This is a genomic window from Streptomyces sp. NBC_01298, from assembly GCF_035978755.1.
Classification (GTDB): Bacteria; Actinomycetota; Actinomycetes; order Streptomycetales; family Streptomycetaceae; genus Streptomyces.
On the sequence record NZ_CP108414.1, the window covers coordinates 4,406,552 to 4,433,453 of the forward strand.

The 26,902-nt window shown below is 73.8% G+C and carries 20 protein-coding genes; 15 read left to right on the top strand and 5 right to left on the bottom strand.

All coding sequences use genetic code 11. From position 1 onward, the window contains the following. Positions 1-14: 14 nt before the first annotated feature. The 4 genes from OG730_RS19920 to OG730_RS19935 are packed head-to-tail and all read right to left on the bottom strand — an operon-like array spanning position 15 to position 3,724. A complete protein-coding gene (locus tag OG730_RS19920; protein WP_327305494.1) occupies positions 15-1,286 on the bottom strand; it encodes a cation:proton antiporter in 1,272 nt (423 codons plus the stop codon). Between the two features lie 16 nt (positions 1,287-1,302). Further along, the gene (locus OG730_RS19925) at positions 1,303-1,488 is read right to left on the bottom strand and encodes a hypothetical protein (RefSeq protein WP_327305495.1); all 186 of its coding nucleotides are present in this window, start codon (positions 1,486-1,488) and stop codon (positions 1,303-1,305) included. Positions 1,489-1,529: 41 nt separating this feature from the next. Further along, entirely contained in the window at positions 1,530-2,369 is an 840-nt protein-coding gene (locus tag OG730_RS19930; protein ID WP_327305496.1) for a methyltransferase domain-containing protein, read from the bottom strand. Positions 2,370-2,380: 11 nt separating this feature from the next. After that, positions 2,381-3,724 (bottom strand): cytochrome P450, encoded by a 1,344-nt coding sequence (locus tag OG730_RS19935; protein ID WP_327305497.1) that lies wholly within the window; start codon positions 3,722-3,724, stop codon positions 2,381-2,383. 390 nt (positions 3,725-4,114) lie between these two features. Between OG730_RS19935 and OG730_RS19940 the strand changes: the two genes are divergently transcribed. The 10 genes from OG730_RS19940 to OG730_RS19985 all read left to right on the top strand — a co-directional run bounded on the left by OG730_RS19940 (position 4,115) and on the right by OG730_RS19985 (position 13,944). Beyond that, positions 4,115-4,495 carry a hypothetical protein gene (locus tag OG730_RS19940; RefSeq protein WP_327305498.1) on the top strand — a complete coding sequence of 127 codons (381 nt, stop codon included), beginning with the start codon at positions 4,115-4,117 and terminating at the stop codon, positions 4,493-4,495. A gap of 44 nt (positions 4,496-4,539) precedes the next feature. Further along, complete coding sequence (locus tag OG730_RS19945) at positions 4,540-5,487, top strand: ABC transporter ATP-binding protein (RefSeq protein WP_327305499.1); 948 nt, start codon at positions 4,540-4,542, stop codon at positions 5,485-5,487. A 140-nt stretch (positions 5,488-5,627) separates the two neighbouring features. Continuing rightward, positions 5,628-6,386: an ABC transporter permease gene (locus OG730_RS19950; protein WP_327305500.1), complete on the top strand. Its 759-nt coding sequence runs from the start codon at positions 5,628-5,630 to the stop codon at positions 6,384-6,386. Between the two features lie 36 nt (positions 6,387-6,422). Continuing rightward, positions 6,423-7,691 (top strand): cytochrome P450, encoded by a 1,269-nt coding sequence (locus OG730_RS19955; RefSeq protein WP_327305501.1) that lies wholly within the window; start codon positions 6,423-6,425, stop codon positions 7,689-7,691. Beyond that, complete coding sequence (locus OG730_RS19960) at positions 7,684-8,931, top strand: flavin monoamine oxidase family protein (protein WP_327305502.1); 1,248 nt, start codon at positions 7,684-7,686, stop codon at positions 8,929-8,931. The genes OG730_RS19955 and OG730_RS19960 overlap by 8 nt, the downstream gene beginning before the upstream one ends. After that, positions 8,928-9,866 (top strand): Rieske 2Fe-2S domain-containing protein, encoded by a 939-nt coding sequence (locus OG730_RS19965; protein WP_327305503.1) that lies wholly within the window; start codon positions 8,928-8,930, stop codon positions 9,864-9,866. Before OG730_RS19960 ends, OG730_RS19965 begins: the two co-directional genes overlap by 4 nt. Beyond that, on the top strand, positions 9,863-10,714 hold the full coding sequence (locus OG730_RS19970) for an alpha/beta fold hydrolase (RefSeq protein WP_327305504.1): 852 nt from the start codon (positions 9,863-9,865) through the stop codon (positions 10,712-10,714). Before OG730_RS19965 ends, OG730_RS19970 begins: the two co-directional genes overlap by 4 nt. A 97-nt stretch (positions 10,715-10,811) precedes the next feature. Next, a complete protein-coding gene (locus tag OG730_RS19975) occupies positions 10,812-11,687 on the top strand; it encodes a hypothetical protein (protein ID WP_327305505.1) in 876 nt (291 codons plus the stop codon). Beyond that, positions 11,633-12,301 (top strand): VOC family protein, encoded by a 669-nt coding sequence (locus OG730_RS19980; protein WP_327305506.1) that lies wholly within the window; start codon positions 11,633-11,635, stop codon positions 12,299-12,301. Before OG730_RS19975 ends, OG730_RS19980 begins: the two co-directional genes overlap by 55 nt. Before the next feature lie 221 nt (positions 12,302-12,522). Beyond that, positions 12,523-13,944, top strand: coding sequence for an NAD(P)/FAD-dependent oxidoreductase (locus tag OG730_RS19985; protein ID WP_327305507.1), 1,422 nt, complete (start codon positions 12,523-12,525; stop codon positions 13,942-13,944). 49 nt (positions 13,945-13,993) lie between these two features. Here the strand turns inward: OG730_RS19985 and OG730_RS19990 are convergent, their stop codons facing one another. Next, complete coding sequence (locus tag OG730_RS19990; protein ID WP_327305508.1) at positions 13,994-16,537, bottom strand: AAA family ATPase; 2,544 nt, start codon at positions 16,535-16,537, stop codon at positions 13,994-13,996. A 278-nt stretch (positions 16,538-16,815) separates the two neighbouring features. Between OG730_RS19990 and OG730_RS19995 the strand changes: the two genes are divergently transcribed. The 5 genes from OG730_RS19995 (at position 16,816) to OG730_RS20015 (ending at position 26,793) form a co-directional block, all read left to right on the top strand. Further along, positions 16,816-19,068 carry a TOMM precursor leader peptide-binding protein gene (locus tag OG730_RS19995; protein WP_327305509.1) on the top strand — a complete coding sequence of 751 codons (2,253 nt, stop codon included), beginning with the start codon at positions 16,816-16,818 and terminating at the stop codon, positions 19,066-19,068. A 67-nt stretch (positions 19,069-19,135) separates the two neighbouring features. Next, the gene (locus OG730_RS20000; protein ID WP_327305510.1) at positions 19,136-20,572 is read left to right on the top strand and encodes a SagB family peptide dehydrogenase; all 1,437 of its coding nucleotides are present in this window, start codon (positions 19,136-19,138) and stop codon (positions 20,570-20,572) included. Beyond that, a complete protein-coding gene (locus OG730_RS20005; protein ID WP_327305511.1) occupies positions 20,569-21,381 on the top strand; it encodes an HlyD family efflux transporter periplasmic adaptor subunit in 813 nt (270 codons plus the stop codon). Before OG730_RS20000 ends, OG730_RS20005 begins: the two co-directional genes overlap by 4 nt. 70 nt (positions 21,382-21,451) lie before the next feature. After that, entirely contained in the window at positions 21,452-23,797 is a 2,346-nt protein-coding gene (locus OG730_RS20010; protein ID WP_327305512.1) for an NHLP family bacteriocin export ABC transporter peptidase/permease/ATPase subunit, read from the top strand. Further along, positions 23,794-26,793: an NHLP bacteriocin export ABC transporter permease/ATPase subunit gene (locus tag OG730_RS20015; RefSeq protein WP_327305513.1), complete on the top strand. Its 3,000-nt coding sequence runs from the start codon at positions 23,794-23,796 to the stop codon at positions 26,791-26,793. The genes OG730_RS20010 and OG730_RS20015 overlap by 4 nt, the downstream gene beginning before the upstream one ends. Positions 26,794-26,902: the final 109 nt, after the last annotated feature.

Below are 26,902 nucleotides of genomic sequence, written 5' to 3' on the forward strand. Positions count from 1 at the left end.
TGTCTCCGGGGTGCTCAGTGGGTCGCGGTCGCGGGGTGGGGGGTGTCCGGGGCCGGGGTGGGGGGTGGCGGGGCCGCCAGTTTGAGCAGGGGGGCGGTCATCAGGGTGGTGATCAGGGCGATGGCCGTGAGTACCGCGAGCAGCGGGGCGTCGATGATGCCCGCCTCGTAGCCGATGCGCAGGACGACCAGTTCGGTCAGTCCGCGGGTGTTCAGCAGCACGCCCACTGTGAAGGACTCCCGCCAGGGCAGGCCCGCGTACCGCGCGGCCAGACCCGCGCCGCCGATCTTTCCGACGACGGCCACCGCCAACAGGGCCGGCAGCGCCGGCCCCCCGCCCGAGGACAGGTCCAGGGCCGACAGGTCCACTCCGAGGCCGAAGCCCAGGAAGAAGAAGGGCAGCAGGACGGTCTTGGACGTGGTGGCCAGCGGCTCGGCGGCGGCGACGGCGAACGGGTTGCCGGCCGGCCACACCAGGCCCACCAGGAAGGCGCCGATGAGCTGGTGCACGCCGAGGGCGGCGGTCAGCGCCGCGGAGGCGGCGATCGCGATGACGAGCACGACCCGGAGGGTGGCGAGGTCGGTGGTCTGGCCCCCGCGCGCGAACCACCGGGCCGCGGCCCTGCGCACCGGCCCCAGGTAGACGGCGACGACGACCACCACGATCAGCGCGCGCACGGCCGCGTCCCGGTGGTCCGAGCCCTGGGACAGCGCGAGGATCGCCGAGAGCGCCAGCCAGCTGCCGCCGTCACCGACGGCGGCGGCGAACAGGCTCAGCCGGCCGGGGCGGGTGCGGGAGAGGCCCAGGTCCTCGAGCATGCGGGCCAGCACCGGGAACGCCGTGATGCTGATCGCACAGCCGATGAACAGGACGAAGACGGACTCCGGCATGCCCTCGGGCGTGTAGCGGTCCGCGAGCGGCAGGGCGGCCAGCGCGCCTCCGGCGAACGGAACGATCAGGGATGCCTGGCTGACCAGCAGCCCCTCCCGGGCGGTGCCCCGCACCCGCATCGAGCAGAGCTCCTGACCGGTGAAGAACATGAACACCGCCAGGCCGATCTGCGCGAGCCCGGAGAACATGGGCAGCACGGCCTCCGGGAACAGCCACCCCGCCGCCTCGGGGGCGAGCGCGCCCAGGAGCGAGGGGCCGAGGGCGATGCCCGCGACCACCTCTCCCATCACGCGCGGCTGGCCCACCCGGACGGCGAGGCCGCCCGCGGCCCGGGACAGGGCGAGGACGACGGCAGCGCCGAGGAAGAAGTGGCCGACGGAGTCGAGGGGGAACATGCGGCGCCGGCCGCCGTCAGTGCCGGGGGCGGCGGCTGAGGGCGATGCCGGCGAACAGGAAGACCACGCCGAGGCCGCCGGCGATGACGGCCGCGGTGGTCTGGGCGGGCTGGTCGCTGGCGTGCAGGACGGCCGTCACGACGCCCATCACGGCGCTGATGTAGCAGAAGATCGTCAGGAAGATCTTGAGGCTCGGGTTCATGGGGGGGGTCCAATCGGATCGGGGCGGCCGTGCGGGCCGGGTCAGTGGGGGGCGGTGCCCGTGGCGGTGAAGCCGAGCAGCATCACGTACGCGTCCGGGTCGCTGCGGAAGCGGTTCCAGCGGTCGGCGGCCAGCGCGAACTCGCCCAGGCTCACCACGCCGGCGGCCACGAGCGGCTGGAGGCGGCCGGGGCCCAGGTGCGGGGCGAAGGCCTCGACGGGGTGGTCGTCGTTGGTGGTGGCGAACGGGCGCAGGGCCACGTCCTCGTAGCCCGCGCCGCGCAGCAGCCGGGTCAGGCGGCGTCCGACGGTCCGGTCCCCGCCCGCCGATGTCTGGGCGCGGGCCAGCTTGCCGTGGATCCCGGCCAGTTCGGGGTACGCGGGCTCGGCCAGGCCCCAGCAGGAGGCGTCGACCTCGGTCACGGCGATCCGCCCGCCGGGCCGCAGCACGCGCAGCGCCTCGGCGAGTACGGCCTGCGGGTCGGCCAGGTGCTGGAGTACGTAGCGCAGCAGCACGAAGCCGGCCGAGTCGTCGGGCAGCGGCAGGGCCGCGCCGTCGGCGACGAGGAGTTCGGCTCCGCAGCCGGCGGCGTGGGCCAGCAGGTCGCCGTCGATGTCGACGGCGGTGTGGGCGAGGTCGGGCAGGGCGGCGCGCAGCCTGCGCGTGACCGCCCCGGAACCGGCGCCGATCTCGAGGAACGGGCCGGACTGCGCGTCCAGCCCCGCCTCGCGCAGGATGCGCAGCTCGGCGCCGAACGACAGCTCGGCCTGGGCCTCCAGCCGGGCCAGTTCGCCGCTGAGCCCGCCGGCCGTGGTGGCGGCGGGATCGTAGGAGCCGCCGACCGGGCGGGCGCCCGTCAGAGGGGGCGCGGGTGTGGTCATCGGGAACGTGGTCATCGTGCCCTCGCAGTCATCCGCATGCCGTGCTTGGGGCGCAGGGTCACCAGGGCCTCCGGCTCCACCGGGAAGCCCGGCTCCAGTTCGAGGCGGGTCGCGCGCATCAGGACGGCCAGGACCAGCGTGGCCTCGATCAGGGCCAGGTGCTGTCCGATGCAGACGCGCTCGCCCCCGCCGAAGGGCAGGTAGAGGTGGCTGGGCAGGTCGGCGTCCTCGAAGCGGCCGGGTACGTACGCATCGGGCCGGTCCCAGTGGTCGGGGTGCCGGTGCAGCACCCACTGGCTGACGCACACCAGCGTTCCGGCGGGGATCTCGTAACCGCCCACGGTGTCGGGGCCCTTGGCGCGCCGGGAGATCAGCCACACCGGCGGGTAGAGGCGCATGGCCTCCTCGATCGCGCGCCGGCAGTGCACCAGGTCGGGCAGGTCGGCCGCGGTGGGGGTGCGGTCCCCGAGGACCGCGTCGAGCTCCGCCCGGACCTTCTCGGCTTCCTCCGGGTGCTGGTCGAGCAGGTACAGGGTCCACGTCAGGGCCTTGGCCGTGGTCTCGTGGCCCGCCATGACCAGGGTGAGCACCTGGTCGCGCAGTTCCTCGTCGTCCAGCTCGCCGATCATCGCGTCGAGCAGGGACGCGGACCCGTGCGCGGGGGGCTGTGCGCCGGCGACCGCCCTGCGGGAGGCGATGACGGTGCGGGTGATCAACTGGAGGAACATGCGCGCCTGTACGTATCCCTTGCGGCGCAGCGCCGTGTCCGCCGGGTCCGGGTCGGGGGTCGGTACGTAGTGCCCCATGAACCGGTTGGCCGCGTCGACGGCGCGCCCGAAGCCCTCGCCGGCCGCGCCCATGTCCACACCGAGCACGGCGCGGGTGAGGATCGCCAGGGTCAGCGAGGTCAGGTGGTGTTCGACGGGGAGGGCGCTGCCGTCCCGCACGGCCGGCTGCCAGCGCGCCAGGAGGGCTTCGGTCTCCTCGGTGATGATGCGGTCGAAGGTGGCGACCTCGGTGCGCCGGAAGGCCGGGGCGCACTGCTTGCGCTGACGGGCCCAGTCGGCTCCGTTGCTGGTCAGCAGCCCGTTTCCGAGGAGGGGCCGCAGCATCGCGTCGTCGGGGGTGCCGGCCTTCGTGTAGTTGGCGGTGTTGTCCTTCAGTACGTGCCGGGCCAGCTCGGGCCGGTGCAGCATGACCACCCGCTCACCGTCGCCGACGTGGCTGGTGATGTCGCCGTAGCTACGGTTCATTCCGGTCACGAAGGCCAGCGGGTCGGCACGCATGAGTGCCATGTCCACAGGGGTGTCCGGCCCCGGTGGGACGGTGCCCGCCGGTGCGGTGGTGGCTGTCACGTGAACCTCCGTGGATGACTTGATCCGATGTACGTACGCCCTCTACGCAATCCGGTCCCGCGATACGTACCGGCTGTCGGCAATTCCGTAATCGCCGCAGGAAATACCCCGGTTGCGCTTCCGGCAGGCTCCGTACGGCGATCTGCGTGAGAGCATGCCTACGCACGCAGGGCAGCCGGGCCTGCGGGCGCGGGTGGTTGGGCCACAGTAACTCCCGCAAAGAACAGGCTCAATGCTTATTAAAGGCAGCCGGATACTCATCGTCCGGCAGCCTTCGGATTACGTTTCATTGCGTCTTGGCCGGGCGGTTCCCGCCGTGTGAATCTTTTGCTGTCGCCGACACGACGACCGCATCGAATCCGCAGCAATCGCATGGAATGGAGAGTCCACATGGCACTCGACCCGCAGCAGCGCGCTGAGTTCGTGAACTCCTACACCCGGGTTCTCATCAGCGCCTGGTCCGACGAGACGTTCTCCGCCAAGCTCGCCTCCGAGCCGCGGACCGCGCTCGCCGAAGCCGGCCTCGAACTCCCGGCCGATGCCGAGGTCGTCATCGTCACCCAGGCCCCCGACGGCCACGAGCAGGGCAACCTGGACGTCCAGGTGGACCTGTGGGAGACGGGCCTGGAGACCGGCCGCTACGAGTTCCACATCCCCGCGACCCCGACGGTCGACGCCGTGGAACTCAGCGAGGGCGACCTGTCCGACGTCGCCGCCGGCGTGCTCGACGCCTGCAACTACTGCTGCTGCCCCTGCTGCTGCTGCACCTGACAGGTGCGGTGCCCGCAACCCTTCCCACTCCGCTGGAGCGTCGCATGCCCAATGCGCTGACGGAACACCCCGTTTCCGTGCGCGGACTTTCGAAGCGATACGGCGACGTCCAGGCAGTACGCGACATCAGCCTCGATATTCATCGCGGCGAAGTGTTCGCACTGCTCGGGCCCAATGGCGCTGGAAAGACCACGACCGTCGACATTCTGACGGGAGTGCGTAGACGCACCGGTGGGGAAGTGCGGGTCCTCGGCCATGATCCGGCCGAGGATCCGCGGGAATGGCGGGCGAGAATAGGCGTGGTGCCGCAGACGGCGGGCGCCTACTCGGATCTGACCGTGAAAGAAGTCGTCAGGCATTTCGCCGCCATGTATCCGGCCCCGCTGCCGGTCGGCGAGGTGCTGGAGATGGTGGGGCTCGGCTCCTTCCACTCCCGCCAGGCCACCGCGCTCTCCGGTGGCCAGCAACGCCGTCTGGACGTCGCGGTCGGGGTCATCGGCGACCCCGAACTGATCTTCCTGGACGAGCCGACCACGGGCCTGGACCCGGTGGCCCGCCGCGAGGCGTGGGAGCTCGTCCGCTACTTCGCCGACCGCGGCCGTACGACCGTCCTGACCACGCACTACCTCGACGAGGCGGAGGAACTGGCCCAGCGGGCCGGCGTCGTGGTGGGCGGCCGGCTCGTCGAGTACGGGCCGCTGGCCTCGTTCGGCGGGCGCGATCAGACACCGGCCACCGTCTCCTTCCGCCGCGGCGAAGCGCTGGCCGGCGTCGCGCTGCCCGCGCTGCCGCCCGCCACCGAGGTGGTGCGCTCCAGCCCCGGGACCGTGACGCTGCGCACCGCCGCGCCCTCGCACGCGCTGAGCCTGCTGCTGCCCTGGGCGCGCGAGGCGGGCTCGCTGGAACTCGCGGACCTGCGCGTGCACCGGCCCACCCTCGAAGAGATCTACCTGAGTCTGATCGACAGGGAGAGCAGGGAGACCGCCGCATGACCGCGATCGTGCCCGAAATCAGGTCCGGGAAGCCGGACTTATCCGGTGCCAGGGCGATCAGCCAGGCCGAGTCCGTGCCCGCGCGCCCTGCCGCGCGCGGCGCGCGAGGGTACGCGCGGGCCTGCGCGGCACGGTCGTCGGTGGAACTGAGAGCGTTCTTCCGCAACAAGCAGTCCCTGGTGTTCACCCTGTTCTTCCCGGTGATCCTGCTCGTCGTCTTCGGCTCGATCTTCGAGGGGAAGGTCGAGGGCACCGACACGGACTTCCGGCAGGTCTTCATGGCCGGGGTGATCGCGGCGGGCGTCATGAGCACCGCGTTCTCCGGCCTCGCCATCAACGTGGCCATCGAGCGGGACACCGGCACCATCCGCCGCCTGGCCCTGACACCGATGCCCAAGTCCGCGTACTTCGTGGGCAAGCTCGTCCGCGTGGTGGTCACCACCGTGCTGGAGACGGCCCTGCTCATCGGCATCGCCGTGACCGCGTTCGGGCTGCCCCTGCCGCAGAGCGCCGAGCGGTGGAGCACCCTCGCGTGGTGCCTGGCGCTGGGCACCGCGGCCTGCGCGCTGGCCGGCACCGCCTACAGCGCGCTGATCCCCAACAGCCGGTCCGCCGCCGCCGTGGTCACGCCCGTCTTCATGGTGCTGCAGTTCATCTCGGGCGTGTTCTACCCGTTCGAGAACCTGCCGCTGTGGATGCAGAACACCGCCGCCCTGTTCCCCGTGAAGTGGATGGCCCAGGGCTTCCGCTCGGTGTTCCTGCCGGACTCCTTCACCGCCGTCGAGCCGGCCGGCTCCTGGGAGCTGGGCCGCATCGCCCTGGTCCTGGCGCTCTGGGCCGTCGGCGGCCTGCTGGCGACCGGGCTGACCTTCGGCTGGCGCGGCCCGCGGGTGCGCTGAGCAGTGATGCCGAGCAGTGATGAGGAGAACGCATACATGACCACGGCTGCCGGGCTCCCCGCCCATCTCGCCCACCCCTTCAGCCCCGCCGGGCGGATCGACCCGTACCCGGCCTACGAGTGGCTGCGGGCCCACGACCCCGTGCACCGCGACCCGATGACCGGCATGTGGCTGGTCACCGGGCACGCCGACTGCGCGGCCCTGCTCAAGGACCCGGCCTTCTCCGCGGCCTCGGGGCAGCGCGAGCGGTCCCGGGACGACGACCTGCCGGTGTCCATGCTGACCACCGACGGCTTCGACCACACCCGGCTGCGCGCCCCCGGCGCCCTGCTGCTGGGCCCGGCCGCCCTGGCCTCCGTGGCCGACGCGATCGCCGCCGACGCCGACGCCCTGCTCGACCGGGCCGTGGAGCGCGGCGTGCCCCTCGACGCCGTGGAGGAGCTGGGCGCGCCGCTGGCCACCGCCGTACTGGCCCGGCTGTTCGGCCTGCCCGAAGACGCGCGGGAGACGCTGGCCGCACTGGCCCGCGCCGCGTCCGTCAACCTCGATCCGCTCGCCCCGCCGCACATCGCGCGCCTGGGCCGCGCCGCCATGGGCGAGCTGACCCGGTTCCTCGACGCCCACACCGACCGGGTGGACCCGCACTGCCCGCTCGGCCGGCTCGCCGCCGACACCCGGCTGACCCGGCAGGAGATGCTCGGCGTCCTCGGCCTGGCCGTCGTAGGAGGCTGGCAGCCGCTGGCCGAGGCCGTCGGCAACGCCCTGTACTGGCTGCTGCCGCGCCCCGGCGTACGCGCCGCCCTGCGCGCCGCCGGCCAGGACGCGGCCGAGACGGCCCTCGACGAACTGCTGCGCCTCGAAGCGCCGATCCCCTTCACCGCCCGCGTCACCGTTCGCGACGCCGAGCTCCCCGGCGGGCGCGTCCCGGCCGGGCAGCGGGTCCTCGCGGTGCTCGCCGCCGCCAACCGGGACCCCGCCGTCTTCGCCGACCCCGGCAGCCTGGTGTGGGACCGGCGGCCCAACCCGCACCTCGCCTTCGGCGGCGGACCGCACTTCTGTCTGGCCGCCCGCCTGGTCAAGCAGTCCGGCGCGGTGCTGCTCGGCAGGATCGTCCACCGCTTCCCCGAGGCCGTCATCGCCGGCCCGGACCCGCGCTGGGCGCCGTCCCTGATCCCGCGCCGCCTGACCGCTCTGCCCGTGGACCTGGGCGCGGAGGCGGAGGTACGGGAGGCCGGCGTACGGGAAACGGCCGTACGGGACGCCGGCGTACGGGAAACGGCCGTACGGGAGGACGCGCGTGCCTGAGGTGGTCGTGATCGGAGCCGGGGTCGCCGGGCTGGCCTGTGCCCAGCGCCTGGCGCAGGCCGGCGTCGACGCCCTCGTCCTGGAGGCCCGGCCCCGGATCGGCGGCCGGGTCCGCACGTTCCGCCCGGCCGACGGCGGACCAGCGCTCGAACTCGGCGCGCAGGTCGTGCACGGCGACCGGAACCCGGCCCACGCCGTCCTCGGCCCGCTGCCCGCCGCGCCCCGCCCGACGGCGGCGTACGTCGTGACCGGACGCGTCGCCCGCCCCATGGGCCTCCTGGCCCGCGGCGCGAACCCGCCGTGGCTGCTGGAGGGCAGGCTCGCCGGCTACGCCCCGGCCCCGGGCGGCCCCGGCGGCGGGCTCAGCGTCGGCGACTGGCTGGCGGCGAGCGGCGCCGCGCCCGCCGAAGCGGCCACCGCTCGCGAGTGGCTGCGCCAGACCTGGGCCGCGGACCCCGACCTGCTCGACGCGGCCGGGGTGGCAACCGCGGTGCGCCAGGACGGCGGCGGCCAGGGCGAGTTCACCGTGCCCGGCGGCCTGGACCTGCTGCCCCACACCCTCGCCGAAGGGCTGGACGTGCGCACCGGCACCCCCGTCCGACGGATCGCGGCCGACCCCGGAGGCGGCGTGCGCATCGTCACCGGTGACGGCGAACTCACCGCGGACCGGGCGGTCCTCGCCGTACCGCCCGCCGTGGTCGCGGGCGGCCTGCTCACCATCGACGGGCTCGGCCCGGAGAAGACCGCCGCCGCGAAGACGCTCGTACCCGGCGACGGCTTCTGCGCCGTGGTGACCCTGGCCGGCCCGGCCCCCGAAACGGCCGCCGTGTTCGACGCGGACGGCGTCGGCGGGTTCGTCTCCTGCCGGCAGGGCCGCCCCGAGGTGCTGATCGTCGCCAAGTCCGCCGCGGCCGCGTGCGTCCGGGAGGCGGCCGGGTCCGCGGTCCACCTCGCCGGGCTGCTGGCCGTGGCGCTGCCGTGGACCAGGGGCCTGGCGGTCGTGGACGTCGAGACCGCCGACTGGGCCGCGGACCCGTACAGCGGCGGGGCGTTCTGCGCACCGGGACCCGGTACGGACCGGGCGGCCCGGGACTGGGCCCGTCCCCTGCACGGGCCCGGCGGGCGGCTGTTCTTCGCGGGAGAGGCCGCCGTGACCGGGCGGGCACTGCCGTGGCTGCAGGGCGCGTACGCCGACGGGCGACGCGCCGCACAAGAGGTTCTGGAGGCGGGAAAGCAATGACCGTGAGCGTCCACTCGGGGTGGTACCTGGCCGCCTTCGCGTCCGAACTGGTCGGTGAGGTGGCCGCGTTGGACATCGGCGGGCGCCGTCTGGTGGCCGTGCGTACGCAGGAGCGCCTGCGCGTCCTCGACGCCGACTGCCCGCACCGCGGCGCCCATCTCGGCTACGGCGGCCGGCTCGAGGGCGGCTGCCTGGTGTGCCCCTTCCACGGGCGGCGCATCGGGCTGGGGCAGCCCTCGGGCGAGGGCAGCCGGCCCTGGGTGCGCGAGCACGAGGTCGTCGAGTGCGGCGACGCCGTCTTCGTACGCCTCACCGACGGGCCGGACGACGACCGCGGGCTGCGCACCGTGCTCAAGGAACTGGGCGGCTCGATGCCGCTGGTCAAGGCGGTGGAGCGGCCGGTGGCCGCGGCCGCGGACCTCATCGTCGAGAACGCCTTCGACACCGACCACTTCACCGCCCTGCACAAGGTCCACCGGATCCGCGGCATGCGGCATTCGACCGGCGTGCACGGCGAGTTGGTGATGGACGGGGAGTTCCCGATGGCGGCCTCGCCCTGGGCCGGCCGCGGCGGCGCGGCGGCGGCGGCTGCCAAGCCGTACGTTCCGCGCTTCCACGCGCGCGCCTACAGCCCTGGTGTCGTCGTCACGGAGTTCGGGCCCGCCGACGAGGTGCACGTCATCGTCACCGGCGCCGTGCCCGACGGGCGCGGGGGCTGTGTCGCCCGGGTCGCCGTCGGCGTGCGCGAAGGCCGCGAGAACCAGCTGCCCATGCTCGTCGCCGGCAGCGAGCGGGCCCTCGCCGAGGACATCGCCGTCTGGGAGCACCTCAACCCGCGGGTGACGCCCCGCTACGACGCGGCCGACGCGGCCGTCGTCGCGTACCGGGAGTTCTGCGCGGGCTTCGCCGAGCTCGGCGAGGGGGAGGCACCGTGACCGGGACCGCGACCGACCGGCGCCACCTCTCCCGCGAGCCGCTGCCCGGCGAGCGGGAGGGCGCGTACGACGGACTGCGCACCCTGACCTACGGCAGCGGCCCCACCGTGCTGTGGGTGCACGGCTACACCATGGACGCCACCCTGTGGCGGCCCTTGTGGCGGCTGCTCCCGGGGCTGCGCCACGTCGGTGTGGACCTGCCCGGGCACGGCGGCTCCGAGGCGCTGCGCCCCGGGCTGACCATGCCGGAACTCGCCGCGCGCGTCATGGGACTGGCCCGGGAGCAGGAGGCCCGGCGGTGGGTGGGCCTGTCCTTCGGGTCGACCGTCACGCTGGAGATGGCACTCGCCCACCCGGACGAGGTCGACCGCCTCGTCGTGGGGGCGCCGACCCCGGCCGGCGGACCGCCCGACCCGGCGGCCCGCAAGCGGTACATCGAGATGCTGATGCTGCGCCGGATGCGCGGGGCGGAGGCGGCCGAGCTGCTGGCCGATCTGTGGATGGCGGCGCCGCCGGACATCTTCCGGGGCACCGAGGCCCATCCGGTGCTCCGCGCCGAGCTGCGGTCCGTCGTGGCCCGCCACTCCTGGGCCGAGCTGGACAGCGGGGCGATGGCGGGGCTCAGCTCGCACGTGCACTCCGGGGAGGACCTGGCGCGGATCACGGCCTGTACGTTCGCACTAACCGGCAGCGCCGATATGCCCGCATTCCACGCCAACGCCGCTTTGTTGTCCCGGGTGGTGCCCCGCTGCCGCGTCCACGTGGTTCCCGACGCGGGCCATCTGCCCTTTCTCGAACAGCCGTGGGCCGTCGCGCCGCTGCTGCTGGATCACCTGTTGGCCTGTTAGTCACTTAATGGGCCTGTCGATGCCCGTATAAAGTGATCAAGGGAAGTAAATCGGGGGGCGGGGACACATGCCGATATTCACGCTCGAGTTCTTTGGGATGATCCTCCAAGTAATGGGGCTGGTCGAGCAGTCCGACCTCGCCTTTCACTTCGGCCGGCACCTGCTCGAGGAACGGGCGGAGCCGGTACGGACCGCGGTGAGCCTGCATTTCGCCTCCCAGACCGGGGTGGGCCAGGTGGGGCGCGAGGTGCGCGTGCTCGATGCCGAGGGGCGCGTACTACGCCGCTGGGCCTACCACGGCATAGGCGGAATCCCGCCAGTCCTGCCGCCCTTCGCCGTCATGCAGCACCCGTACGCGGTCGTCCAGGCCGCCGTACTGGCCAAGGGCGCCGCCGTGGTGGCGCTGGTCGGCGGCATCGGTTCGCCGCGGAACTCCGTGGCACTCGCCCTGGGCGCACGCGGGTGGCGCATGGTTTCCGGCCAATACCTGGTCGTCGACCGCGTCACCGGGGAGACCCTGCCCTACCAACTGCCCCTCGAACTGCGCGGACCCGCCCTGGAGGCCGCCCGCGCCGCCGGCCTCACCGACGGCTCCGGCAGCGACGTACGGACGGTCTGCTCGCCGCTCACGGGCACCTCCGTGATGGTCCGCCCGGAGCGGCTGACCGCCACGGCGGACATCCGCGAACGGCTCGGCCCGGCCACGCTGGTCCGGCTCTGCAGCAGGGGCGCGCAGCGGTCCCGGCTGGAGGACTGGCACTTCGCCGCCTCGGTGTGGCCCCCGGACGCCTCGGTGGACCCCGCCTTCAACGCCACCCCCCGGATGCGCCTTCTGCTGCCCGAATCGGGCGCCGCCGAAGAGGCCGCCGACCTGCTCGACGGACGACTCACCGCGACCACCCCGAAGGGAACAGCGCCGTGCCCCGCCGCACCTCGTACGTTGACGGAACTCCTTGCTGGATCGACCACGTAGGCGTCGACCCCACCGGTGCCAAGGACTTCTACGCGGCCCTCTTCGGCTGGGAGTTCCAGCCCGAGGGCGGCCGGGGCTACCACCTGGTGCTGCTCGGCGGCGAGATCGTCGGCGGCCTCGGACCGAGCCCGGCCGGCCCGCGCTTCGGCTCCGCGTGGACCGTGTACCTCGCGGCGAAGGACCTCGACGGCGCGGGACGGCGGGCCGAGCGGCACGGCGCCCGCGTGGTGGTGGCGGGCGTCCCGGCCGGCGGCAACGGCCGCCTCAGCCTCGCCGTCGACCCCCTGGGCGCGGCCTTCGGGCTGTGGCAGGGCGCCCACGACGAGGGCGTGGTGGTCGTCGACGAGGCCGGCGCGCTGACCGGCGCCGTGCTGCACACGCCGCGGCCCGACGAGTCGGGCGATTTCTACCGGGAGGTCTGCGGCGCCCGGCCCCGGACCGAGAAGACGGCGGAGACGGCCGACGCGCGCTGGGTGCCGCGGTTCGGCGTGGCCGACTCCGACGCCTTCGAGCGCCTCGCCTCCGCGGCGGGCGCCCGTGTCCTCGCCCCGGGACTGCTGGCCGATCCCTGGGGAGCGGTGTTCGGCGTGACGGACGGCTTCGGCTCAGCCTAGAGCCCCTCACCGACCGCCGCTTACGCAATCCGCCGGATACGTAATCCCCTCGCTGCGCATCCCCTCCTGTTCATTCGTGCCGCTCCTCGTGCGAAGGTCGCTTCGGCCGAAGAAATCCGATGCGAAACATCCACTGCGAAGAATTCCCGCGTTCGCGCGTGACGCATGGTGACGCATGGAATGCGGTGGAATTCCGTCGGGGAACGGGAAAGGCGAAAGCGATGGCATCCGAGATCGTGGTCATGGGTGGTGGGCCGGCCGGCTCCATTGCCGCGGCGCTGCTGGCCCGCCAGGGCAAGCGCGTGAGACTGCTGGAGCGTGCCCATTTCCCGCGCTACCACGTCGGGGAATCCGTGGCGACGTCCTGCCGGTCCATCATCGAGTTGGCCGGCGCGCTGGAGAAGGTGGAAGCACGCGGCTATCAGGTCAAGGAAGGCCTGCTGCTGCGCTGGGGCGCCGAGCGCGACTGGGTCGTCGACTGGCCCGAGATCTTCGGCACCAACGCCCAGACCTCCTGGCAGGTCGACCGCGCGGACTTCGACGACGTCCTGCTGCGCCACGCCGCCTCCCAGGGCGTCGAGGTCGTCGAGGGGGCCCAGGCCCGCAAGGTGCTCTTCGAGGACGGCCGCGCGGCGGGCGTCGAGTGGACCCACGAGGGCCGGGAGCACACCACCCGCGCCGACCACGTGATCGACGCGACCGGCCGGGCCGGCCTGCTGTCGGTGCGCCACCTCGACAACCGCACGCCCCACGACGTGTTCCGCAACGTGGCCGTCTGGGGCTATTACCAGGGCGGCACGCTGCTGCCGCGCACCCCCCGCGGCGGCATCAACGTCATCTCCGCCCCCGAGGGCTGGTACTGGGTCATCCCGCTCAAGGACGACGTGTACAGCGTCGGCTTCGTCACCCACCAGGACCACTTCCTCAAGCGCAAGCAGCGCTACGCCGGGGGCACCGCGGGCGCGGAGGCCCTGTTCCTGGACGCCGTGGAGGAGTCGCGGACCGTGCGCGAGCTGGTGGCGGACGGCGCCTTCCAGCACCACGTGCGCGTCGAGCAGGACTTCTCGTACACGGCGGACAGCTTCTGCGGGCCCGGCTACTTCCTCGCCGGTGACTCCGCGTGCTTCCTGGACCCGCTGCTGTCGACCGGCGTCCACCTCGGCATGTACAGCGGCATGCTCGCCGCCGCGTCGATCACGGCGACCGACGCGGGCGACGTGACCGAGGACGAGGCGCTGGCCTTCTACGAAGCGCTCTACCGCAACGCGTACGCCCGCATGTTCTCGATGGTGGCCGGGTTCTACGAGCAGTACCGCGGCAAGTCCACGTACTTCTGGCTCGCCCAGCGCCTCGCGCGCGGCCGCCACCCCGAGCTGATGGCCCCCCGGGAGAGCCCGGACCCGATGCGCTCCGCGCCGGACAGCGAGGCGTTCGCGGCGCTCACCGCCGGGGTGCTGGACCTGGACGACGCGCGGCGGGCGGGTGGCGCCGGTCCGCTGCCCGCCGACGTCCTGGCCGACCGGATGTCCGCCGGGCAGCACGACCTCGGCGGCCACGACGCGGCGACGGGGCTGTACCTGACGACCGCTCCCCGGCTGGGCATCGGCCGGTCCGGCCGGTCCGCGGAGGCGGCGCGCGCCTAGGCCGTCAGTCCGGTGGGCGGAGCTCGGCGGCTCCGCCCACCGGCCGTCGTCAGACCGGCAGTTCCTCGCCGATGGCGCGCGCCAGTTCGTGCCGGCTGTGGATGCCGAGCTTGCGGTAGATGCGGCCGAGGTGGGTGTCGACGGTGCGCTTGCTGAGGAACAGCTTCTCCGCGACCTCCAGGCTGGAGCTGCCCCGCACCACGAGCTCGGCCACCCGTTGCTCCGCCGGGCTCAGCAGGGTGCGTTCCCGTCCCGGCCGGAGCTGCGGCGCCGTGCCGCGCTGCCGGGGCGCGCCGTCCAGGATCGTGGCCGAGGCGGCCTCTTCGCCCAGGGCCCGGTACGAGGCGGCCGCCTGGGCCCGCCAGGTCACGCAGCCGGGGTGGGTGATGCCGCGCAGCGCGAGCCGGTGGCCGCAGTCGAGTAACAGGCGTACGGCGGTGGTGTGATCGCCGAGGGCGGCGGCGACGGTGCCCTGGGCCTGGAGGGACAGCGCCTTGATGAACGGGTGGGCGTCCCCGGCCGCCGGTTCGCCGGTCAGCAGGGCGGCCGCTTCGGCGGCCCGGCCCAGGCCCACGAGGGCGCGGGCCGCGGCCGCGACGGCCGCGACGGCCAGGGCGGGGGCGTTCAGCGTGCGGGCCAGGTGCAGCGCGGCCTCGGCGTCGGCGTGCGCGTCGGCGTGCGCGTCCCGGCGGTGGCGGACCTCGCCGCGCACGAGGTGGCCGAGCAGGGTGGTGGCGAGGTCGTCCGAGGCACGCGACATGCTGATCAGCCGGTCGGCGAGGGCCGCGGCCCCGTCGAGGTCGCCGGTCCAGGTCAGGGCCAGGGCCGCGCCCACCGGGCCGGCCGCCGACGCGGGCGCCGTCCCCTCCGCGCCCGCCGGGCCGGCCGCGACCCGCAGGGCCATCCGGCGCGCGGTGCCGAGCCGGCCGCTGGCGGCGGCGGCCGCGGCGAGCGCCCCGGCGAAGACGTGCGCGGCCGGGTCGCCGGGGTCGGCGGCGGCGAGCCGGGCCGCCCGGCGCAGGCCGGAGCGGTGTCCGGTGAGGAGGGTCTGTGCGGTGAGCCGCAGCAGGTGCTCGCGCGGCGGCGCGGGCAGTGCCGCCAGTTCGCCGCAGACCCGGACGAACGGGTGGGCGCCCTCGACCCGGGAGACGAGCGCGGGGGAGGCGAGCCGGGCCAGGGCCTCGGCGCGCCGGACCGGACCCAGCGGGCTGTCGGCCGCGACCGCGGCCTGCCGGGCGCAGGCGTCGAGGTCGCGGTGGAGTTCGACGGCGCCGAGCCGCACCGTCAGATCAAGAAAAGATTCTTCACGCTCCCGGGCCTCCTTCGCCGCACTCTCGCCGCCCTCCTCCCCGGGCGCTTCCCGCTGCTCCAGCAGGGTGAGCGCGCGGCGCAGGTAGCGGGCCGCGGACTCGTGGTCGCCGACCCCCGAGGCCTGGATCCCGGCGCCGCGCAGTACGTCGATCCCCCAGTCGCAGCCCGCCAGGATCAGCTGGTCCGCAGTCTGCCGGGCCGGGGCGCCGAGCCGTGCCAGTACGGCCGCGGCGCGCCCGTGCAGCACCAGCCGCTCATGCGCCGAGACCCGGGCGAGGACCGCGGGCCGGACGGCCGTGTGCGTGAAGCGGCCGGGCAGACCGGCTTCCAGGAGCCCGGCCCGTACGAGCGTTTCGCGGGCCTGCTGGTCGTGCACCTCGCCGTGCTTGGAGAGGGCGGCGCATACGGCCGGGTCGGTGTCGGGGCCCAGGACGGCCAGCTGCGTGAGCAGTTCGCTCGCGCACGGGTCGTCCTCGCCGAGCCAGGCCAGCACGGTCTCCGAGAGGGCCTGCGCCCCGATCGGCAGCACCTGGTCGGGGTCGGGCGAGCCGGGCGGCACGTGGGTGCGCCGCAGCCGGGTCACCAGGTCGTGCAGCACGAGCGGGTTTCCGTGCGCGAGGGTGTGGCAGAGCGCCGCCAGCTCCTGGTCGACGGGGCTCTCGAAGGCGCGGTCGACCAGCTCGGTCGTACAGGTCGGACACAGCGGCTCCGGCCACAGCCGCAGCAGGTACGGCAGCGGGCCGAGCTGCTCCGCCACCTGTGCGGCGGCCGAGGCGGGGAGCGTGGCCACCATCAGCACCGGCAGGTCGTCGAGCCGCCGGGCGATGTACGAGAACCAGCGCAGCGAGTGCGGGTCGGCGTTGGTCAGGTCGTCGACGAGGATGGCCACCGGCCGGTCGACGGCGAGGGAGCGGGTGGTCCGCAGGAGGCCCAGCAGGGCCTCGTGGGTGGGCCCGTCCTCTCCGAGCCCGGGTCCGGGCGTGCTTCCGGGCGTGCTTCCGGGCGCGCCGTGACCGCCGGCGCCGCCGAGCACCGGGTCGAACAGCTGGCTCACCATGCCGTAGGGGAACTGGCTCTCGCTCGGATGGCAGCGCGCCCGCAGCACCAGGGTCCCGGGGGGCAGCAGCCGGGGCACCGCGTTCAGCAGCGCGGACTTCCCGATTCCGTGGCACCCGTGAATGGTGGCCACCGTCGGTCGCCCCAGTGCCAGTTCACCGACGGCACCCTCAAGGAGGCCCATCTCACGCTCGCGGTGGTACAGATCCCCGTTGGGTGAATGCATGGGGTCAATGTCGCATTGCGCCGGGGGCAGATCAAGCCAAAGTGGCAGTAGTGACAGCCCAGTTGGGCCAGCTTTTTACATGTCAACCGGATGGCTGGATTCCGTGCGCGCCACTCCGCGTCCCGTGTGCCTCCCGGTACGTATGGAACATCCCGCCGGGCTACGTATTCGAAGGCCTTCCTGCGTATCAGGTGAAGCATTTACCCGGGATCGGCCCCGTGTTTGGGTTGCCGGTGTGATGCCACGTCAGGGCTGACCGCGAGAACCAAGGGGGACAGATGGAAAAGCCGCGCCTCAAGGCCCATTTCCACGTCGAGGTGGTGGAGGGCGAGCGGGTCTTCCTCTACGCGGAGGGCCAGGACTACCTGGTGCCCGGCAAGGCGGCCGCGGCCGTGCTCCCGCACCTGGACGGCCGCAAGACCGTCATGGAGATCGTGCAGGCCCTCGCCGGCACGCTGCCCATCCCCACCGTCCTCGCGGCCCTCACCCGCTTCGGCGCCGCCGGGCACCTGGCCGAGGGCCGGCCCGACCTGCCGGAGGCCACCCTCGCGTACTGGGACGCCCTGGGCATCGACCCGGCCGCCACCCTCGCCACCGCGCCCGTCACGGTCGCCGCGACCGCGGGGATCGACCCCGAGCCGGTCCTCGCGGCGCTGCGCGCGCTCGGACTGACCGCCCTCACCGGCGACTTCGACACCGTGCCCGAAGAGGGCATCTCCGTCGTCCTCGTCGACGACTACCTCGACCCGGCCCTCGAAGCCCGCAACGAGAAGCAGTTGGCGGCGGCCAAGCCGTGGCTGCTGGCCCGCACCGGCGGCATCTCGCCCTGGATCGGCCCGTACCTCGACCCGGACCACACCGGATGCTGGACCTGTCTGGCCCAGCGCCTGGCCGGCAACCGCCAGCTGGAGCGCTACCTGGCCGGCAAGCGCGGCGACTCCGTGCCCCGTCACCCGGCCCGCGCCTCCATCCCCGCCGGACCGCTGGCCGCCGCGGGCCTGATCGCCGCCGAGGCCGCCCGGATCGCCGCCACCGGCGAACCCGGCGCCCTGTGCGGGCAGATGGTCACCCTCGACCTCTCCACCCTCACCACCGACCGGCACCAGCTGATCCGCCAGCCCCAGTGCCGTTCCTGCGGCGACCCGACCCTGGTCAGCGAGCGCAGCCCCAAGATCGTCCTGGCCGCCGGCGACGCCAGCCACACCAGCGACGGCGGCTACCGCGTCAACAGCCCCGAGGCCACCCTCGCCCGCCTGGAGCGGCACATCAGCCCGCACCTCGGCGCCATCACCAAGCTGGTCTCGCACACGCCCGAGTCCAACACGCTGACCTACAGCTACGCCGCGGGCCACAACTTCGCGATGGTCAACGACAGCATGGACCTGCTGCGCCGCAACCTGCGCGGCCAGAGCGGCGGCAAGGGCCGCTCCGAGATCCAGGCCAAGGTCAGCGCCGTCTGCGAGGCCATCGAGCGCTACGCCGGCGTCTGGCGCGGTGACGAGGCCGTGCGGCGCGCCGCCTACCGCGACCTCGACCCCGCCACGGTCGTCCACCCCGCCTCCCTGCTGCACTTCTCCGAAGCGCAGGTCGCCGCCCGCGACACCTGGAACCAGGACCCCGCCAACCGCCTGCACAAGGTGCCGGACCGGTTCCCCGAGGACGTCGCGATCGACTGGACCGGCGGCTGGTCCCTGACCCACGACGAAGAGCGCCTGATCCCGGCCGCCTACTCCTGGTACGGCCACCCGGACCTCCAGGAGCACTTCTTCTGCATCGCCGACTCCAACGGCACCGCCGCCGGCAACTCCCTCGAGGAGGCGATCCTCCAGGGGCTGTGCGAGCTCACCGAGCGCGACGCCGTCGCCGTGTGGTGGTACAACCGGCTGCGCCTGCCGGCCTTCGACATGGACTCGCTCGAAGACCCGTACGTGGACCAACTGCGCACCTACTACGGCGCCATGAACCGCGACCTGTGGATGATGGACCTCACCACCGACCTCGGCATGCCGGTGTACGTGGCCGCTTCGCGCCGCCGCCACAGCGTCGAGGACATCATGGTCGGCTTCGGCGCCCACCCGGACCCGCGCGTCGCCGCCTTCCGCGCGCTCACCGAACTCAACCAGTTCCTGCCGATGATCGAGAACCGCGACGCCGACGGGAACACCACCTACCTCGTCGGCGACCTGGAGACCCTGACCTGGCTGAAGACGGCCACCGTCGCCGCGGAGCCCTGGCTGCTGCCCGACCCGGAGCTGCCGGCGACCAAGGTCGGCCCGCGGGCCGGGTTCGACCTCTCCGACCGCATCCGCGAGCAGGTCGAGCGGATCAAGGAGGCCGGCTCCGAGGTCATCGTCGTCGACCAGACGCGCCCCGACCTGGAGCTCAACGTGGTCAAGGTGATCGCCCCGGGCCTGCGCCACTTCTGGCGGCGGCTGGGCCCCGGCCGGCTCTACGAGGCTCCGGTCCGCATGGGCCGCCTCGCGGAGCCGCTCGCCGAGGCCGACCTGAACACCTGGAACGTCTTCTTCTGAGCCTGGCCATCCGTCACACCCGCGGGCCGGGGCACGACCCGGCCCGCGCCTCATCAGGGCTGGAGCCATGACCAGTACGAGCACACTCCCGGACGAGGCCGCGCCGGCCTCCGTGGTGTCCGCCACGTACACCCTGACCAGCCGGCTGGCCCGGGGCGGCACCTTCCAGGACGGCGCGATCGCCACCCGCCTCGGCGCCGTGCGCCTGGGCGCCATCACCCCGGGCGCCCAGGCCGCGCTGCGCGCCTACGGCGAGGGCGACCGGGACGAGGCCGCGATCAGCGCGCTCGTCGTGGCCCACGACGGCGAAATGGGCCTGCTGCGCTGGCAGATGCTGCGCTCCAGGCTCGAAGCCGCAGGCCTCCTGGAACACGCGGTGGCCGGCCCGGACGGCGTTCCCGTCGCCCGCCTGGTGCCCGTCGGCCGCGGCTCCACCGCCCTCAAGCCCGCCCCGCGAGGCCCCGTACGGCTGAGCCGGCACGCCCTGCTGACACCCGCCGAAGGCGCCTTCGCGCTGCGCGCCCCCGGCAGCCCGCTGGCCGTGGAGCTGGGCGCCGGTGCCACCGCGCTGCTCCCGCTGCTGACCACCTGGACCGAGGAGGTCCCCACCCCGCTGGTGCGGCTGCTCGCCACCGCCGGCGCGCTGGCCCCCGGCGGCCCCGACGCCGACCCGCAGGCCGAGGAGCGCGGCAGCCTCCAGTGGGACCCGGTCGACCTCGCCTTCCACGCCCGCACCCGCGTCCCGGCCTCCGCGCCCGGCTACGGCGGCACCTACCGGCACGCGGACCTCTTCGGCCCCGAGCCGGTCGCGGCCCCCGCCGCCGACGGGCCGCGCGTGGCACTGCCGGTCCCCGACCTCGAAGCCATCACCGCCCGGGACCTCACCCTCACCGAGGCCATCGAGCGGCGCACCTCCACCCGCGCGCACGACCAAGAGCACCCGCTGACCCTGGACCAGCTCGCCGAGTTGCTCTACCGGACCGTCCGCATCCGCCGCACGTTCACCGGAAGCGACGGCCAGGAGCTCGCCGACCGCCCGCTGCCCAGCGGCGGAGCCGTGCACGAGCTGGAGGTCTACCCGCTGGTCACCCGCTGCGAGGGGCTGGAGCCGGGGCTGTACCGGTACGCGCCCGACCGGCACGAGCTGGAGTTCGTCAGCGCGCCGGGACCGGCCACCGCGACCCTGGTCAAGGAGGCCCGCGGCGGCTCGATGATGGAGGACGATCCGCAGGTCGTGCTCCTGGTGGCGGCCCGCTTCGGCCGCGTCATGTGGAAGTACGAGACGGTCGCCTACCCGCTGATCCTCAAGCACGTCGGCGTGCTCTACCAGACCGTCTACCTGGTGGCCACCGCGATGGGCCTGGCCGTGTGCGGGCTCGGCGGCGGCGACACCAGCGCCTTCGCCGCCGCCACCGGCCGGGACCCGCTGCTGGAGGGCACCGTCGGCGAACTCGTCCTGGGCAGCCGCCCGGCCGGGTCCGCGAGAGGGGAGACGACGCCGTGAAGTTCCGCTACCAGGCCCTGCAGCGCAAGCGGGAGCCGGACGAGCTCGACGCCGCCGTCATGCTCGCGGCCCCGCGCGGCTGGATCGCCGTCTTCGTCGTGCTCATCGTGATGGCCGGGGCCTGCGTGTGGGCGGTGGTCGCCCGGCTCGACGTCACCGTCGCCGCCCCGGGCGTCCTGACCCACCCCGGCGGCACCAGCCAGGTCCAGAGCCCGTACACCGGCATGGCACAGGACCTCCTGGTCCGCCCCGCCGACGAGGTCCGCGCCGGGCAGCCCGTCGCCCGCCTCGCCGACGAGGCCGGGAAGATCCACACGATCACCAGCCCGTTCGCCGGCAAGGTCATCAGCGCCCCGCTTACCACCGGCCAGTTCGTCCCGGCCGGGGCCACCGTCGCCACCGTCGAGCGCACCGACCTCCCCGGCGACCGCCTCGTCGCGCTCGTCTTCGTACCCGCCGACCGGGCCGCCCGCCTCGTGCCCGGCCGCCCCGTCGACCTGAACGTGTCGACCGCTCCCCCGGCCGTGTACGGCCTGCTGCGCGGCACGGTCACCCGTGTCGACCCGTACCCGCTGACCCGCGAGGGCCTCGCGGCGATCGTCGGCGGCGAGCTGGCGGCCCAGAGCTTCGAGCAGGACCAGGCGCCGCGCCTGGTCACCGTCGACCTGATCCCCGCGGCGGGCTCCGCCTCCGGCTACGCCTGGAGCTCCGCCAAGCCTCCGCCCATCCGGCTCAGCTCGCAGACCTCCGTGTCGGCCTCCATCGAGCTGCGCACGCAGTCGCCGTTCGACCTGGTGCTGGGGCGCTGAGCGGTGCCCCCGACGCCGCCGCCGACGCCGCCGCTGAGACAACCGACGCCAAGCTGAGGAAACGGCAGCCATGACCGACACGAAGATCCGGCCCCCCGTGGCCGCCGCCTCCCGCCGGGACGCCCGCCGCACCAAGCGCACCGCGGCCCGCGGCCGCCGCTGGGCCCGGCGCCGCGCGCACCGGGTGCCCACCGTCCTGCAGATGGAATCGGTGGAGTGCGGCGCGGCCAGTCTGTCGATGATCCTCGCCCACTACGGGCGGCACGTCCCGCTGGAGGAGCTGCGCGCCCTGTGCGGCGTCTCCCGGGACGGCGCCCGCGCGAGTTCCGTGCTGGCCGCGGCCCGCTCGTTCGGGCTCGTCGCCAAGGGCTTCCAGGCGGAGACCAACCAGCTGGAGGAGAAGCTCCGGGTCGGGCCGGTCATGATCTTCTGGGCGTTCCAGCACTTCATGGTGGTCGAGGGCATCACCACCCGGTTCGGACGCACCCAGGTCGCCGTCAACGACCCGGCCAGCGGACCGCGCCTGATGGAGTGGTCCGAGTTCGACTCCGGGTACACCGGCATCGTCCTCACCTTCGAACGCGGCCCCGACTTCACGCCCGGCGGCCGCCGCAGCAGCACCGCCGCCGCCCTCCTGGACCGCCGGCTGCCGTCCGGGCGCGCCCTGCCCCTGGTGCTGCTGGCCAGCCTGCTGCTGGTGGTGCCGGGCATCATCGGCGCCGCCTACTCCCGGGTCTTCCTCGACCGGGTGCTCGTCTCCGACTCGCCCACGGCCGTGCTGCCGCTGGTCCTGGCGATGCTGGTGACGGCCGTGATGGTCTTCGTCCTGACCTCCGTGCAGCAGCACTACCTGCTGCGCATGGAGATCCGTACCGGACTGGTGGCGTCGGCGCGCTTCTTCCGCCATCTGCTGCGGCTGCCCATCGAGTTCTTCCTGCAGCGCCGCCCGGCCGAGGTCGCCCGACGCGTCGCGAGCAACGACACCGTCGCGATGATCCTCTCGCGCGACGTCGCCGCCACCACCATCAACAGCGTGCTCGTCGTCTTCTACGGCGCCCTGATGGTCCGCTACGACGTCCTGCTCGGCCTCCTGGGCCTGGCCACCGCCGGCTTCAACGTGCTGGTCCTGCAACTGGTCTCGCGCACCCGCAAGGACGCCGTGGACGCGCTGCGCGCCGACCGCGGCAACCTGATCGGCACCACCTTCGCGACCCTGTCCACCATCGAGTCCGTCAAGGCGACCGGCGCCGAGCCCGACGCCTTCACCCGCTGGGCCGGCTTCCTCGCCAAGGTCACCACCGCCCAGCAGCGGCTCGGGCAGACCACCGCGATGCTGACGGTCCTGCCGCCCCTGCTGGCCGTCGTCAACATCGGCGTCATGCTGCTCGTCGGCGGCCTGCGGGTGGCCGACGGCACCCTCAGCGTCGGCATCCTCGTCACCTTCCAGACCCTGCTGGCGGCCCTCAGCCGCCCCGTCACCCAGCTCACCAACCTGGGCAGCCGGCTCCAGGAGATGAACGCCGACCTCAAGCGCATCCACGACGTGGAGAAGTACCCGCAGGCCCGGGGCTTCCAGCCCGCGGCGGCCGGAACGGACGGACTGACGGGCGGCCTGACGGACGGCCTGACGGGCGGCGTCCCCGCCAACCGGCACGACCTCCCCGCCAACCGGCTCGACGGCGAACTCACCCTGGACAACGTCACCTTCGGCTACGGCCCGCTCTCCGACCCCGTCGTCACCACACTCAGCCTCACCGTCTCCCCCGGCTCCCGCACCGCGATCGTCGGCGGCTCCGGCAGTGGCAAGTCCACCGTGGGCCGGCTCGTGACGGGCCTGTACGAGCCGCGCTCGGGGCAGATACTCATCAGCGGACAGCCCCGCGAGGAGATCCCCCGTACCGTCCTCGCCGCCTCCATGGCCTACGTCGACCAGGACATCGCGCTCTTCGCCGGCACGGTCCGCGACAACCTGACCCTGTGGGACGACACCGTGCCCGACGAGGTCGTCCTCGCCGCCCTCCAGGACGCCGCCGTCTTCGACGAGGTCATGTCCCGGCCCGGCGGCATCAACGCCAGGGTGTGCGAACAGGGCAGCAACTTCAGCGGCGGCCAGCGCCAGCGCCTGGAACTCGCCCGCGCGCTCGCCTCCCGCCCCACCCTGCTCGTCCTCGACGAGGCCACCAGCGCGCTCGACCCGGCGACCGAGCGCACCGTCATGGACAACCTGCGCCGCCGCGGCTGCGCCTGCCTGATCATCGCCCACCGGCTGTCGACCGTACGCGACGCCGACGAGATCATCGTGCTCGACCGGGGCGTCATCGCCGAACGCGGCACGCACGAGGAACTGGTCGCCGCCCAGGGCAGTTACGCCGCCCTGTTCGACGCCAGCCGCTCCGAGGAGAAGGACACGCTGTGAGCACTTCTTCCGCCGCGGGCTCCCCCGCGGCCGCCCCCGCCCGCACCTTCTGCCTCGACGACCCCGCCACCCTGCTGTACGTGGAATCCGGCGCGGCCGACCTGTTCGCCGTGGACCGCGGACCGGACGGCGGCGACGGCGGTGAGCACGGCCGGCGCTACTTCCTGTGCCGCGCCGAGGCCGGCATGCTCGTGGTGTGCGGCACCGGCGGCGAGAGCCGCCACACCGTCATCGCCCGGCCCGTGCTCGACGCCCGGCTCACCCGGCTGCCGCTGTCCCTCCTCGACCAGATCCGCCAGGGCCGGGCCACACTGCCCCGGACGGTCGGCGAGCCCTCCGCCGCGCTCGACCACGCCCGGCTCCTCGCCGGCCTCACCGCCGGGCTCACCGCCCTCGCCGACGCGCTCCCCGGCGCCCTCGCGCCCCGCCAGTTCACCTCCCTGAGCACCACCGACGGCACCGAACTCGGCAAGGGCGACGTGGCCCGCTCCGTCGACGGGGTGCAGTTCGTCCGCGTGGAGTCCGGCCTCCTCGACCCGGGCGACCCGGCCACCGAGGGCGCCGCCGCCGAGGGGGAGGAGGAGACCGGCGCACTGGAGCCCGTCGGCCCCGGCGCCGAGCTCATCCTGACCGAGCAGGACTGGGTCCGGGCCCGCGGGGACGCCCGCCTCACCACCGCCTCCCTCCTCTCCGTCTACCGCGAGGGCCGGCTGACACACGCGCTGACCGAGCACTCCGCCCGGCTGCGCACCACCGTCGACCACCGCATCGCCGTCCAGCGGGCCCGCGAGCGCGCCGAACTCGCCGCGCGCCGCGCCCAGGACGGGAAGGTGCTGTCGTCCGCCGTCCGCACCTTCGACGCGGTGCTGCACGACACCGGCACGCGCCTGAAGCTCGCCGACGTCGCCGACGACGAGCCGATGCTCGCCGCGGTCCGGCTGGTCGCCTCCCGGCAGGGCTTCTCGGTCCGCCCCCCGGTCCGGAGCCCCGGCCCGGGCCGCCGCAACCCCGCCCAGGACCTGCGGGCCATCGCGCTGGCCTCCGGCTTCCGCACCCGGGGCATCCGGCTGGAGGACCGCTGGTGGACCCGCGACGTGGGGCCGGTGCTCGGCTACCACGTCACGGGCCGGCCCGTCGCGCTGCTGCCCCTCGGCCAGGGCTACGTACTCGTCGACGAAGGCCGGGTCTCCCTGCTCGACGCCGGGACGGCCGCCCGGCTGCGCCCCGCCGCCGTCGTGCTGTACCGGCCGCTGCCGGCGGCCGTGCGCGACGTCCCCAGCCTGCTGAGGTTCGGCCTCTCGCCCTCGCTGGGGCACGGCCGGGACCTGGCCCGGCTCGCCCTCACCGGCGTGTTCGTCGCCCTGGTCGGCCTGATCATCCCGGTCATGACCGGCAAGGTGCTCGGCGAGTTCGTGGCGGACGCCGACCGGAACCTGATCGTGCAGGGGTCCCTCGTCGTCGTCGGCTCGGGCCTGGTGACCGCCGCGCTGTCCGTCGTACAGAACCTCGCCGTCCTACGGCTGGAGAGCCGCACCGGCGCCGCCATGCAGGCCGGGCTGTGGAACCGGCTGCTGTCCCTGCCGGCCGCGTTCTTCACCCGCTACTCCACCGGCGAACTGGGCACCACCGTGCTCGGTGTCACCGCCGCCCAGGAACTCCTGTCCGGGATGCTCACCACGGCCACCCTGGCCCTGCTGACCGGCCTCGCCAACCTGGCCCTCGTCTTCTGGTACGACCTGACCCTGGCCCTGGTCGCCGCCGGTCTCACCGCCGTCGGCGTGCTGTTCGCCGCCGCGGCCGGGCGGCTCCAACTGCGGTGGGCCCGGCGCGAGTACACGCACGAGCAGGCGATGTCCGCGATGGTCTTCCAGATGCTCACCGCCATGCCGAAGCTGCGGGTGGCCGCCGCCGAGGAGCGGGCCTTCGCCGAGTGGACCCGGCTGGCCGCCCGCGGCCACGGCCTGTCCGCCCGCGTCCGCCGGGTGCAGAACAGCGTGACCACCTTCAACGCCGGTTTCCCCCTGGTGTGTTCGGCGGTCGTCTTCGGGGTGACCGCGGGCCCCCTGCACGGGGAGGTCCCGCTCACCACCTTCCTGCCGTTCTTCGCGGCCTTCAACCTGCTGCTCTCGGCCGGCCTGCAGTTCACCGCCTCCGCCGTGACCGCCGTCGGAACCGTTCCGATGCTCGAGCGGCTGAAGCCCATCCTGGAAGCGGAGCCGGAGAACGACGGCACCAAGGTCGACCCGGGCGACCTGTCCGGCCGGATCGCCGTCTCGCACCTGTCGTTCCGCTACGGCCAGGACGGCCCGCTCGTCCTCGACGACGTCAGCCTCACCGTGCAGCCGGGCGAGTTCATCGCCGTCGTCGGCGCCTCGGGCAGCGGCAAGTCCACCCTGCTGCGACTGCTGCTCGGCTTCGAGACCCCCATGTCCGGCAGCCTGCTGTACGACGGCCAGGACCTCGCCGAGCTGGACGTCTCGGCGGTCCGACGGCAGTGCGGAGTGGTGCTGCAGAACGGCTCGCTCCAGGCGGGCGACATCCTCGCCAACATCGTCGGCTCCGGCGGCCACACCCTCGACGACGCCTGGGCGGCCGCCGAGATGACGGGCCTGGCCGACGACATCCGGGCCATGCCGATGAGCATGAACACCGTGCTCTCCGAGGGCACCAACACCCTCTCCGGCGGCCAGCGCCAGCGCCTGATGATCGCCCGCGCCCTGGTGGCACGGCCGCGCCTGGTCTTCTTCGACGAGGCGACCAGCGCCCTCGACAATCCCACGCAGGGACTGGTCGCCGAGAGCACGCGCCGCCTGAACGCCACCCGGATCGTCATCGCGCACCGGCTGTCCACCGTGGTCGACGCGGACCGCATCGTGGTCATGGACCGGGGCCGGGTCGTCCAGCAGGGCACGTACGAGGAGCTCATGGCGGACACGGACGGACTCTTCGCCCGACTGGCGGGCCCGCAGATGGCCGACGCGGCGAACCGGCGCTGAGCAGCCTCGATATGACGACTAGTCAGTCACGGACGCCTATCGACCGCCGACGCGACCCGCCCCTCTGCGAACCACTCACGGCAACCGCTGCCAGGTGAGATGATCCTTC

Excerpts from the sequence above, each read along its gene's own strand:
- OG730_RS19920 (WP_327305494.1), bottom strand. The coding sequence starts at position 1,286 with ATGTTCCCCCTCGACTCCGTCGGCCACTTCTTCCTCGGCGCTGCCGTC.
- OG730_RS19925 (WP_327305495.1), bottom strand. The coding sequence starts at position 1,488 with ATGAACCCGAGCCTCAAGATCTTCCTGACGATCTTCTGCTACATCAGC.
- OG730_RS19930 (WP_327305496.1), bottom strand. The coding sequence starts at position 2,369 with ATGACCACACCCGCGCCCCCTCTGACGGGCGCCCGCCCGGTCGGCGGC.
- OG730_RS19940 (WP_327305498.1), top strand. The coding sequence starts at position 4,115 with ATGGCACTCGACCCGCAGCAGCGCGCTGAGTTCGTGAACTCCTACACC.
- OG730_RS19945 (WP_327305499.1), top strand. The coding sequence starts at position 4,540 with ATGCCCAATGCGCTGACGGAACACCCCGTTTCCGTGCGCGGACTTTCG.
- OG730_RS19955 (WP_327305501.1), top strand. The coding sequence starts at position 6,423 with ATGACCACGGCTGCCGGGCTCCCCGCCCATCTCGCCCACCCCTTCAGC.
- OG730_RS19965 (WP_327305503.1), top strand. The coding sequence starts at position 8,928 with ATGACCGTGAGCGTCCACTCGGGGTGGTACCTGGCCGCCTTCGCGTCC.
- OG730_RS19975 (WP_327305505.1), top strand. The coding sequence starts at position 10,812 with ATGATCCTCCAAGTAATGGGGCTGGTCGAGCAGTCCGACCTCGCCTTT.
- OG730_RS19985 (WP_327305507.1), top strand. The coding sequence starts at position 12,523 with ATGGCATCCGAGATCGTGGTCATGGGTGGTGGGCCGGCCGGCTCCATT.
- OG730_RS19990 (WP_327305508.1), bottom strand. The coding sequence starts at position 16,537 with ATGCATTCACCCAACGGGGATCTGTACCACCGCGAGCGTGAGATGGGC.
- OG730_RS19995 (WP_327305509.1), top strand. The coding sequence starts at position 16,816 with ATGGAAAAGCCGCGCCTCAAGGCCCATTTCCACGTCGAGGTGGTGGAG.
- OG730_RS20000 (WP_327305510.1), top strand. The coding sequence starts at position 19,136 with ATGACCAGTACGAGCACACTCCCGGACGAGGCCGCGCCGGCCTCCGTG.
- OG730_RS20010 (WP_327305512.1), top strand. The coding sequence starts at position 21,452 with ATGACCGACACGAAGATCCGGCCCCCCGTGGCCGCCGCCTCCCGCCGG.